General features: G+C 47.9%; 8 protein-coding genes and 1 pseudogene. 8 read left to right on the plus strand and 1 reads right to left on the minus strand.

Annotated elements, in window-relative coordinates; genetic code table 11:
* The 8 genes from H6G97_RS52040 to H6G97_RS47265 all read left to right on the plus strand — a co-directional run.
* On the plus strand, positions 1–191 hold a 191-nt coding region (locus tag H6G97_RS52040; protein WP_206759138.1), incomplete at its 5' end, for a hypothetical protein.
* Between the two features lie 16 nt (positions 192–207).
* On the plus strand, positions 208–387 hold the full coding sequence (locus H6G97_RS47235; protein WP_199350145.1) for an SDR family oxidoreductase: 180 nt from the start codon (positions 208–210) through the stop codon (positions 385–387).
* A gap of 192 nt (positions 388–579) precedes the next feature.
* Positions 580–1,617: an NAD-dependent epimerase/dehydratase family protein gene (locus tag H6G97_RS47240; RefSeq protein ID WP_190947272.1), complete on the plus strand. Its 1,038-nt coding sequence runs from the start codon at positions 580–582 to the stop codon at positions 1,615–1,617.
* Between the two features lie 12 nt (positions 1,618–1,629).
* Positions 1,630–1,938: a hypothetical protein gene (locus tag H6G97_RS47245; RefSeq protein ID WP_190947273.1), complete on the plus strand. Its 309-nt coding sequence runs from the start codon at positions 1,630–1,632 to the stop codon at positions 1,936–1,938.
* Positions 1,938–2,315, plus strand: coding sequence for a hypothetical protein (locus tag H6G97_RS47250; protein ID WP_190947274.1), 378 nt, complete (start codon positions 1,938–1,940; stop codon positions 2,313–2,315). Before H6G97_RS47245 ends, H6G97_RS47250 begins: the two co-directional genes overlap by 1 nt.
* A gap of 342 nt (positions 2,316–2,657) precedes the next feature.
* Positions 2,658–3,023, plus strand: a complete 366-nt coding sequence (locus tag H6G97_RS47255; RefSeq protein ID WP_190947275.1) for a hypothetical protein — start codon at positions 2,658–2,660, stop codon at positions 3,021–3,023.
* The gene (locus tag H6G97_RS47260) at positions 3,020–3,373 is read left to right on the plus strand and encodes a RidA family protein (RefSeq protein WP_190947276.1); all 354 of its coding nucleotides are present in this window, start codon (positions 3,020–3,022) and stop codon (positions 3,371–3,373) included. The genes H6G97_RS47255 and H6G97_RS47260 overlap by 4 nt, the downstream gene beginning before the upstream one ends.
* 20 nt (positions 3,374–3,393) lie before the next feature.
* Positions 3,394–3,564 carry a cupin domain-containing protein gene (locus tag H6G97_RS47265; protein ID WP_338422005.1) on the plus strand — a complete coding sequence of 57 codons (171 nt, stop codon included), beginning with the start codon at positions 3,394–3,396 and terminating at the stop codon, positions 3,562–3,564.
* 90 nt (positions 3,565–3,654) lie between these two features.
* Here the strand turns inward: H6G97_RS47265 and H6G97_RS47270 are convergent.
* Positions 3,655–3,864, minus strand: a pseudogene (locus H6G97_RS47270) (hypothetical protein); the annotation flags it as partial.

Below are 3,864 nucleotides of genomic sequence, written 5' to 3' on the forward strand. Positions count from 1 at the left end.
TTTTTTTCAATTGGTTAATTGTAGAAATCCTAGATACGTTGTTACCCGAACGCGTTCACCGTACTAATCCCAGGGTTGTAAAAAGACCTGTATCAAAGTTTCGTTCTAAAAAAACAAAACACAGAGGTACTGGACAACGAGTCGAAGCTCCGAAATTTAACGTCACTCATAAGCTTTTGAGCCTTAACTGAACCGTATTGTGATCTAATGGCTCGTAGCGCTGACCAGATAGGCATAACGTTCGATGATCTTGGGTCTATGGTTCCTATCGGTCGGATCGGTCAGGCAACAGAATTTGCTCAAGCGGTGGTGTTTCTCTGCTCCGACGCTGCCAGCTACATCACTGGGCAACCCTTAGCGATCGATGGTGGATATACAGCAGGCTAAATCGCGATCTTGGCAGATATCTTTTTGCGATCGCAGTTCCGAATAGGTGGTCTCTAAGCAATTTGCTGGAATGACCTCGAAACAGGTTCACTATCGCTGAAAGAAGCACCATCAGAATCTGAAAGAAACTGAGTGTTGGAAGTCATCACACTCAAGTAAATGCAACTGGTTTCATAACAAGAGATAAAAATCATGATACTTGAAAATAAGGTGGCTTTAGGACAGGTACTTTTTGCCGGAGGATCGGGCTTCGTGGGGCGCACTGCCGTCAGGTGGTTCCGCGAGAGGCACCCCAGCGTTCGAGTGCTCATCGGAGGACGGAACCTGCAATCGGCAAGTGAAGTAGCCCAGGAGGTGGGCGCTGCCGAAGCTGTTGCCATAGATATCGATAAGCCCCGCTTGGGTCTCGGTGATGATGTCACAGTCGCTGCTGTGGTCATGTTGGCTCCCGAAGCCGGACTCAAAGGACTGAGCTACGCGCAGGACTTGGGCATCCCTTACCTGAACATCAACGCTGCCCTCACCGAAATTGGACCTGAGTTGGCGATGTTCGCGCATCGTGCGACCGCAGCACCCGTCGTGCTCGCCAGTCACTGGATGGCTGGTGCGGCTGTGTTTCTGGCACTCAACAGTGTCAAAGGCTTCGAGGTCATCCACTCCATCCAGATCGGAGCAATCCTCGACGAGAATGATCCAGCAGGTCCAGCGTCGCTCGAAGATATGGAGCGGGTACACGGGACTGTTCCCCCCGCAATGGTATTCGAGGGTGGGCGGCGCTTATGGCTGTCCGGCGACGCAGCAAAGGGCAAGATCGAATCAATTGACGGTCGCTTACTTGATGCCACCGCATTTTCAACGTTCGATATCGCTAGCCTCCATACTGCCACTGGGGCACCGAATGTCCGTTTCGACCTAGTGACTGACGAATCATCCAGTCGCCACCGGGGCAGTGAGGCAGCGACCGAGATCGTCGTCGAGATTGAGGGCGAAGCCGATGGTCGAACGCAGCGTTCGCGATCAATGCTGGAGTTCAAGCGTGGCGCAGCCTCACTAACGGGTCTGAGCGTCGTTCTTTCTCTCGTGTCGGTATTGGGACTGAATGACCGCGCTCCTGCCCGCCCTGGGCTTTACCTACCCGAACTGCTCTCGGATACCGAATGGTTTCTGAATGAACTTCGCAGTGCGGGAGCGACTATCTACGAAGACTCTAAGTCAGCTCTACAGTTTTAAGGCGGTGGAAAAATGATTAAATGCAAAGATTTTGCGCCTCGCATTACTGAACAGGGACCCTTCGGCGGAGCTTCCAAGTATGAATCTTTCTCGGAGGTTGTGAGTGCTGTCAATCAGGGGATCGAAAATACAACGACACAGGCGATCAATGTTGAAACTGTCGTTTTACCCGATCGGATAGGAGGCACAAGTGATGATGTCCACGGAGTGACAGTCAGTAATGGTTTCCACCCAGTGATGATCGGTCAGGGCATTACAATCAATTGCTTTCAATGTGGGCGTGTCTGGTACAGAGAATACGCTTCACCGGAGAAGAAATAATGAAACGATTTACCTTGTTTACTTTCCTGTACCTCGCGCTCGGAGTTTGCCTGAGTGCGATCGCACTTGGATACCCAAACTTGCCTTCGGGTCTTCAAAGAAGCTTGTTCATCAGTGCAGGAACCTTCTACATTTTTTGTCTCCTCAGCACCTTCCCATTTTGGCGCGAGACGACGATCCGCTTCTATCGCAGACGGAATTCACTGGTCATTCTACCCTGGTTGGGGATTGGAGTGAACATTGTTGGGATGATCTGGGAGGTTCAGAGTCAGAACTGGACGATGGAAGCCATTTTAGGAGCGTTTTCGCGGCTAATATTTGTCTTACCGTTTGTAGAAATCATTGTGATTACATGGCAAGTCAATTCTGAACATTAGGGTCTAAATAGAATGGCACTAAGTTAAGACACAGCCCTTGCCCAGGCTGGGAACGAGACTAAACAAGCTTTTGGGCTTTTCTTAGTGCCATTCGATTCTGCGCCGTTTTACCTTTAAATGGATCGTAATACAAACTACTTCTCGGATGAGTTGGTGAAAAATATCGCTATTATTGCACCTTTAATCAATGAAGCACTTAGTTTCGTCGATCACAAATAAGTTGCAGAATTAGCACGCGATGGCGCAAAGCGCCCGCCTAAAAGGCGATCGCACCTTGGCGTTTTTGAAACCGCATTGTAGCAGCAATCGAGTAATGTCAAACTCATTAATTTTACAACACTCATGAAAACATTTGCGTTCCTCCTGGCTCTGCCAATCAGTATCTTAGCTAATTTTTCCTTAAGAGCTTCTGCTGATTCTACTGCTGGCATCATCCTGAGTACAAAATGCCAGGGTGGGTACAACATCAATATTTGGCAGAATTATACGAACGGTGAACTGCTTTATCGTGCAACCAGTACTAACGGTAATTTAAGTTTGGGTAAAGGAACTAGCCAAGCAACAGAAGGTGTTCGAGTGTATAAGTTTCGGAATGGAATTTATGAATATTGGGTATGGGATGGCACGTTGGATAACCCGCAGTCTGGAACTTTAGAGGTGTATAAAAACAACCGTATCTTGATGAAGCAAGCTTGTAGAAAAAGTTGAATCAATTGCATTACTCGCAAGCGGTAAAAATTGACAATCGAGTGGAGATATCAGGACAAGGTGGCTGGGATGACAATCTGCAAATTACCGAATCGCTTGCAGACGAGATTGCTCAGACGTTTCGGAACGTAGAGCGAACCTTGGCAACCGCCGGGGCAGGTTGGGAGCATGTTGTCCACGTCAATTCTTACCATGTTGGCGGGTTTCCCCCGGAAGTTAACGATGTGATGGTCAGGCTATATCGCCATTACATGCCCAACCATGCCCCAATTTGGACACAGGTAGGAGTCGCGGCTCTTGGACTTCCAACGATGCGGATTGAAATCCGCGTTACTGCAATTGTTCCGTGAGTTTCGCATAAGGGGCACATATAGATAATGAACTTCAGATAGTAGAACCAGGAGATGCGGTGTACATTCCACCGAATGCTAGACAATTTATTCGTAATTGTGGGGAAGAGTCGCTAGTATTTATTTGCATAGTCGATCCCTCATGGCGTCAGGAAGATGAGACGATTTATTCTGCGCCAGTTAGTCTCTGAACGGTCGGTTCGCTGATTTAAAAAGCTAGAAGAGGAATTAATGCACTGTAAAGCTTATGGAGCTTAATTAGATAGGATTCTGGTAAGCACTTATCCAGGTACAAGGTAAGGGAAAGTGTAAAGTGACTGCGGTATTCCCATCAGAGTTAAAATTTGTTGTTGAAGTTCACCGAGTTGAGTCATTTCGTAGCTGCCGTCTCGATGAAAATACATTGTTATACCATTGAAAGCATTCAACAACTTTTCTGCTGTTGGTTTGGTTGTGTGGCGCTTGGGATTACCATCATACAGACCAGCCAA

The organism is Nostoc flagelliforme FACHB-838 (genome assembly GCF_014698065.1).
GTDB lineage: Bacteria > Cyanobacteriota > Cyanobacteriia > Cyanobacteriales > Nostocaceae > Nostoc > Nostoc flagelliforme_B.